Genomic DNA, 6749 nt, shown 5'->3' on the forward strand with positions numbered 1-6749 from the left:
AAGTTAAGCCTCTATTATTGGAGATTTTGGGATATAATTCATGGAAATCATTGACTTTGATAGAACCTGAAGATTTGCATTTCACTAAAGATGAATACAAGGGGGGACATTGGAGAGCGCACTTCCTTTACAACAACTCCCCATATAAACTGAAAGTTACAGATATGGAAGCTTACTATAAATTGAATCGAGGAGAAAAAGTGGGAGCGAATTGCGCACTTACTATAAGTCTTGCCGCCCCTTGGGCACCGGAAAACAGCCCGCAGAAAAAAGAAAAAGCTTGTTACAAACTTGTTGCTGGCGTTATTGAATTCTGAGGTTAACATCAATAATTAGTTTCAGAACCTGGGGACAAGTCATGCAGTATTGCTTTCTCTTAATTTTCAATTGGTTGTCAGCCGGCTGATGGTGACGGACAATAAAGGCAATAAAAGCCGAGATTCCATACTTGGCGGAGCCAATGGCGCCCGCCTTTATCAAGCTGTAAGACCAGGGATTGTCAGATTGGATGGCACATGAACCTACGTTGAATTGCATACGCGTTTCCGGTGTACTACACTCTTTATAAGCAAGCTGCTCGACTGTGTGGGCGGTTCCCACACGGCCAGGCGGTTGGATCGGTGCGTTTTTGGTCTTGTCCAATACCGATTGGATTGCAAAGCGATTCACCCCAAAAGGAGATGGGAATGAACAAGCGAATCATTTCAATTATTGCCGCAGTCTTTCTCTTTGTTACCGCCAGCGCACAATCTTTATCTGGAAAAGAGTTCAACCCCAAGAAATCAGTGGTGCAGATTTTTACAACCTATCAGCTGGCCGATTACAGTACTCTCCGGCAGATGCGCGCCCCCGAGCAGCGGTCGGGTTCCGGCTGCGTGATCCGGGGTGATCGCATTCTCACCAACGCCCATGTGGTCAGTGACCAGACCTTTATCCAGGTCCGGAAAGCCGGCGAAGTCGACCGTTTTACGGCTGAAGTCGAGTACATCGCCCACGATTGCGACCTGGCCCTGCTCAAGGTGGCGGACCCCGCCTTTTTCAGTGACACCCAGTCGGTTGAGTTGGGCGGCGTGCCGGACCTGAGAGAAACAGTCAACGTGTACGGTTTTCCCGTCGGCGGCAGCCAACTGGCCGTTACCGAAGGCGTGGTCTCGCGGATTGAGGTCAACATGTACTTTCACTCCCGCTGGTCTTTTCTTACCTTGCAGATCGACGCCCGGGTGGCCGCCGGCAACAGCGGCGGGCCCGTATTCTGCAAAGACCGGCTGGTGGGCATCGCCTTCCAGGGAGGCTCCTCTGACGAGGCCATCCCGGTCCCGATCATCAACCATTTCCTGAAAGATATCCAGGATAATAAATACGACGGCTTCCCCGACTTGGGGGCGGCAGACCAGCACCTGGAGAACCCCACTATGCGCAAAAAATTGGGGATGAAAGACAGCCAGACCGGGGTCTACGTTGCCCATGTAGGGTACAACAGCAGTGCCTGGGACCATCTGCACAGGGGGGACGTGATCATGAGCGTGGACGGAATCCCCATCGCCAATGACGGCACCATCCCCTTCAAGGAAGACCGGGTCCAGTGGTCCCACATTTTCGATATGCATCATATCGGTGAAACCATCCGGCTGGGGGTGTTGCGCGAGGGTGAAACCATCCAGCTGGAGTTCCCCTTAAAGGGCGGTGTCATTTTCGTGCCCTATCAGGAATTTGAAAAATCACCTACATACTACATCTATGCCGGATTGACCTTTATGCCCCTCAGTGGGAACTATATTTTCTCATCATGGAAAAGATGGAACGATGTTCCGACTAATCTGCAGTACTACTTTTTCCACAAAAAGCCATCACCGGAAAGGCTCGTGCCCGTGGTCTTGACCAATGTGCTGGCTCACGACATCAACATCGGCTACCAGAACATGGATAACCTCATCCTGATGCGGGTCAACGGCAGTATCGTCAGGGACATGAAGCACCTGAAAACACTCCTGGAAACCAACGCCGAACCATTCCTGTCCTTTGACTTTGAAGACAGCCGGCAGATCGTTGTGGATCCGGCAGCGGCGCAAAAAGCGATGCCGGATATCCTGGCCAAGTACCGGATTGATTCCCATTGTTCGAAAAATTTGGAGTAACGGGCGGCTGGGGTCCGGCTATTCAAACCACGAAATACACGGAAAAAAGGTGACAGGTATCAGGTGGCAGGACAACCGGCGAGAGGCGAGGGGCGATGGGCGAGTGGTGGGAGCTGCTTAGTCGAAAGTGAAGACGAGGTGACAGGAGGCAGGAGACAGTCTACGGGCGGTTCGCGAACCTCCACTACTTTTTTAACTTCTTACCTCTTCAACTTTTCAACTCTGCAACTCTTCAACTTTGCTATGGCGAGGGGCGAGAGGCTAGTAGAGGAAACCCAGCAACCAGAGGGGGATCGTTTTGCCGTGGCCGTATTCAATGTCGTCCGCCGCGATATAGGCTTGATCAATCCTTTTGATCTGACCGCTGCTCTTGCTTTTTCCGCCGACTTCGAAGGTAATGGTTCCATCAACGAGGAAATCACCCTGATGTGGATAGTGAACTTCATGGGTATTCAGCAGTTGATTGGCCAGAAATGTTTCCCGCATGGTGCCGACATTGGCGGTTCCGCTCTTGAGAAGCGCCATCAGATTGGTGTTTTCCAGATACAATTTGTTTGGTTTTTGCAGGGCGCTGATTCTCGGAGCCTTTTTGTACAGGGCGTTGATCAGACCGGCATCCTGAAGATGGCGCAGGTAGTTGATCAGGGTATTGCGGTTAATGCCGATGCGCTCGCTGAGCTTGCTGATATTTGGCAAAAAAGGGGCGGATTCAGTAATCACTCCCATCAGTCTTTTCAACTTGGGCACATAAGCCATATCAACCGCCCGCAGCAGCGGTAACTCGAGTTCCAGGATCATGTTCACGGTCTCTTCCAGGCGGATCAGGTAGGTGTCCGGATCTTCCAGAAAATACGGGTAGTAGCCGCCCCGAAGATAGCCCGGGAAATACCGCAGAGGCTTGATGCGGCGGACAATGGATGCACTCATGGTTTCATTCTTTTTGAGAATCTCCGCCAGAGTCAAGGCGGAGAAATCCGTACCTGCCTGCATATTCAGGTATTCACGAAAGGAAAGTCCCGCCATGTTATAGACAACGGCCCGGCGACTCAGGTCGGCCCGGGCGTCCAGGGTTTCCAACAGGGAAGACCCGGTAAAGACGATTTTCAAGTCCGGGTGATCGTCGTAGATGTTTTTAATGGCCCGGGACCACCGCGGAAGTTTATGCACCTCATCCAAAAAGAGGTACAAGCCGCCTTTCTTGACGAATTCGTCCGCCAAGCCGGTCAGGGAATGACCCGCGAACCAAAGGTCATCCAGGCTGACGTACAGGGTGCGATCCAGTTGTTCCGGCAGTTGCCGCTTGATGTACTGCAGGAGCAGGGTGGTCTTGCCGACCCCCCGGGCGCCCCGGATGGCGACCATGCGGCTTTGCCAGGGAATCACGTCCATGGCGCCGCGCACGAAATCGAGGCGGGTGCGGTCCACTTTGCGCCTGAACTTCTCTACAAGGTGATCCATGGTACTATTTTACTATATATTCGTAATTTTGCACACCGGATTAAGCAATATTTTGTATTTTTTGTTTACTCCAATAAGCAAAACGGCCATTATCTTGGCGTTGGAGAGGAAATGCGAAAGTCGGCAGACAATAATGTATGAAAACCGTCAAAAAAACCTGCAGGCAATCCCCGGGAGAACTGTAGGAAAAGCCACAGCAGGTGGTCGCAAATTGCGACCAGTTCCTCGAAACGGAAAAGAAATATAACCACGAAATACACGGAAAAAAGGTGACAGGACAGCCGGCGAGAGGCGAGGGGCGATGGGCGAGTGGTGGGAGCGCTTAGTCGAAAGTGAAAGCGAGGAAGCAGGAAGAAAAGATACGCTGTCGGGGTTATAGTCCGCCGCAGCGGTAAAGGGCGGCAACCGGGATCAGTTGCACTTCATCCAGCCGGCGGTATTCGTCGCCGCGATAAAAGAAAAGCAAGCGGCAGGGTTTGCCCAGCTGCCTGGCGAAACTCTTGAGGTTGCGGACATCGCCGGGACCGGGGTTGACGGTGGATTTGATTTCGACCGCGTAAACGGTATCCTTGATTTCAAAGACCAGGTCCACCTCGCTACCTCCGGTACTCTTGTAATAAAAGAAGCGTTCACAGGGAATCAATCCGAGTTTTCGTCTTTTTTCCAGTTCGGCCAGAACGAAATTTTCGAGCAATTGGCCTTCTGAAAGCTTCACCGGCAGGCTGCGCAATATGCCCATGTCCGCGAAATAGGTCTTGGCCGATTTCAGGAAACGCTTGGCCGGTCCGCCATGGTAACCTTGAAGTTTGAAACTGAGCTGTGCCTGGTGCAGGGTGTTGAGATATTTCCTGGCGGTCTGGAAACTGACTCCGGCCTCCCTGGCGAAATTGGAGACATCGAGGGTGGAACCAATCGAGCGGGCCAGGTGATGAAAGATCCCCATCAAGGCGTCGAGGTTCTCGATATTGGCCAGCTGCATCAGGTCCCGGGTAAAGTAGGTGTTGCGATAATTGGCCAGGATTTTTCGTTTCAGTTCCGTTTGCGGCTGGCAAAGAACTTCCGGAAACCCCCCGTATTCCAACGCCTCTTCCAATAAGCGGGCGCCTTGCTTTAAAACCGGAATTGAGGGCCTGGATTGCAGAAGACCATGCTGCGGCGGGCCGGTGTCCTCTCCCCAACAGGCGGTCGGCAGGTACAGGATTTCAATGCGTCCCGCCAGGGAGTCGGCCGTGGAATCGAGCAGGCCGATGGAGCTGGAGCCGGTGAGCAGGGCCCTGGCTCCCAGGTTGTCGATGGCATACTTGACGGCAACTGTCAGCTTCGGACAGCGCTGGGCCTCATCAATGATGAAAGCCTTTCCCAGGGAATTCACCAATCCCTTGGGGTCCTTCTCGGCCCAGGAGAGGGCGTCCAGATCATCCAGGGTGCAGTAAGTGAGGTCCGGGTACCGTCTGCACAACAATGTGGTTTTGCCGGAACGGCGCGGACCGAGGATCAGCGCGCTTGACGTCACTTCTAAGTTGATCTGCAGCCATCTTTTAAACATGGCTTCATATTAGCATGGATATTCTTAAAGTCAAGTTATATTTTTGCCATTATTGGCGAGGGGAAACTGAGTCGAAAGTTGAATCACGGTGTCAGGTAACAGGTGGCAGGAAGGCAAAAGTAAAACTTCTGTTCCACCCTCAACTCTCTCAAGTACGGGCGAAAAATTTTTCGCCCCTACGTTTGTCAACTTGTTTTTGACTCCGTGGGTTGAACGAGTGGGGGGTATTCTCCCCTATTCTCCCCAGGTGTGGCGCACCAGGACGGGTTCTTCCTCTTCGTCACGGCTGATGCTCCACAACTTGCCGTCGTGGAAGCGAAGTCTATGGAATCCGGTTTCCGCGCCCCGGATTTCCACCCGCTTGATGAACTTCCCTTCCGGAGTGAAGGCATCGAAGCGAATATCCGTTTCCCGTGCCTCTTCCTTGGAGGGAAACACCAGGATGTTGCCCTCCGGGTCCACCAATATTCCGGTGTAAAAGGGCTTGTGGTCCTGGAACACGGCATGGCGGCGCAAGATGGGCATGACCTCTTTTTTGTCGATGCCCTGGTAGTTGATTTTCTCGAAGAATTCCTCTTTTTCCTTGGCGGTCACCGGCACCGGCGGAGCGTCGTGACTGAAGCTGGATCGTTCCCCTCCCTCCAGGTCCAGTATCCGCAGGCAATACTTTTCCTGGGTGCCCAAAACCACCCGGTCCGGGGCGGCCAGGTCCCAGGACACCCTGGGGGCGAAGGGCTGGGGAACATTCATGCGCAGATTGTCCCGGGGGGTAATGAACTTGTTGATATTGAGGGGATGCTCCAGCAGGACTTTGCCTTTTTCCAGGTCCCTTGACAGGATCTGCAATACCGCCACCTGTTGAACGTTTCCGTCGCCCCGGTCCCAGCGCGTGTACTCCATCAGGAATCCCCCGTCCTGCAACGCCACGATCTTGTCAGGCATGAGATAGGTGGTTTCGCTGAACTTGTGGTGACGCAGGAAGGAACCGTCGTGGGCGAACAGGGAGAAACGGCGGTTGCCGATTTCCCAAGTCATGAAATAATCCTTCTGCACACCCAGTATGGTTGGGAGCGCCAATTCTCCCGGACCCTGACCCTTGCGGCCGATGGTTTTTTCATATTCCCCGTCTTGGGAAAACATGAAGATTATATTCTGATCAATATCGCTGACAAGGATCGAGCCGTCGGGCAAAAAGGCGAAGTCCGAAGGCTCGCTCATTACCATGTCTTCGGGCAGGGAATCAGAGTTGATCACCAGATCCGACTGTATGGTGACGCTTCCCGACTGGTAGACATCCCGCAAAGTCTTTGCGCCGGCCGGCAGAACCAGGCAAACCAGAAAAGCGACGGCGATTGTTTTCTTTATTATTCCTCCCCGAAAAGTTTTATTATATGCAAAACAAAAACGCAATGAAGACTGGGGTCAAGTATTGACGGGCTGTTGCCCAAACAGGCAAGAAAGTGTCAGCTATTCTGGAAAACATATTTGGCTCTTCATAAGAATTTGTGCACGAGTTTAGGTTCAGGGAGTTTACCAAGGCAGTGATATAGGGCGGTTATATAGGTGGAAGCGGTGCGGAATCCATAACAGCGATGGCTGACGATTTTAGC

The 6749-nt window shown here is 52.6% G+C and carries 4 protein-coding genes; 1 reads left to right on the forward strand and 3 read right to left on the reverse strand.

Annotation, left to right across the window (positions count from 1 at the left end):
• Nucleotides 1-680 precede the first annotated feature (680 nt).
• Nucleotides 681-2135 carry a serine protease gene (locus tag ENN40_07060; GenBank protein ID HDP95102.1) on the forward strand — a complete coding sequence of 485 codons (1455 nt, stop codon included), beginning with the start codon at nt 681-683 and terminating at the stop codon, nt 2133-2135.
• 261 nt (nt 2136-2396) lie between these two features.
• On the opposite strand, the gene ENN40_07065 is transcribed toward ENN40_07060, so the two are convergent.
• From ENN40_07065 to ENN40_07075, 3 genes are all read right to left on the reverse strand, one after another.
• Entirely contained in the window at nt 2397-3593 is a 1197-nt protein-coding gene (locus ENN40_07065; protein ID HDP95103.1) for an AAA family ATPase, read from the reverse strand.
• Between the two features lie 373 nt (nt 3594-3966).
• Nucleotides 3967-5139 (reverse strand): ATP-binding protein, encoded by a 1173-nt coding sequence (locus ENN40_07070; GenBank protein HDP95104.1) that lies wholly within the window; start codon nt 5137-5139, stop codon nt 3967-3969.
• Nucleotides 5140-5373: 234 nt separating this feature from the next.
• On the reverse strand, nt 5374-6393 hold the full coding sequence (locus tag ENN40_07075) for a 6-bladed beta-propeller (GenBank protein HDP95105.1): 1020 nt from the start codon (nt 6391-6393) through the stop codon (nt 5374-5376).
• Between the last annotated feature and the right edge of the window lie 356 nt (nt 6394-6749).

It is taken from the genome of Candidatus Aminicenantes bacterium (assembly GCA_011049425.1).
In the GTDB taxonomy this organism is placed as follows: domain Bacteria; phylum Acidobacteriota; class Aminicenantia; order UBA2199; family UBA2199; genus UBA876.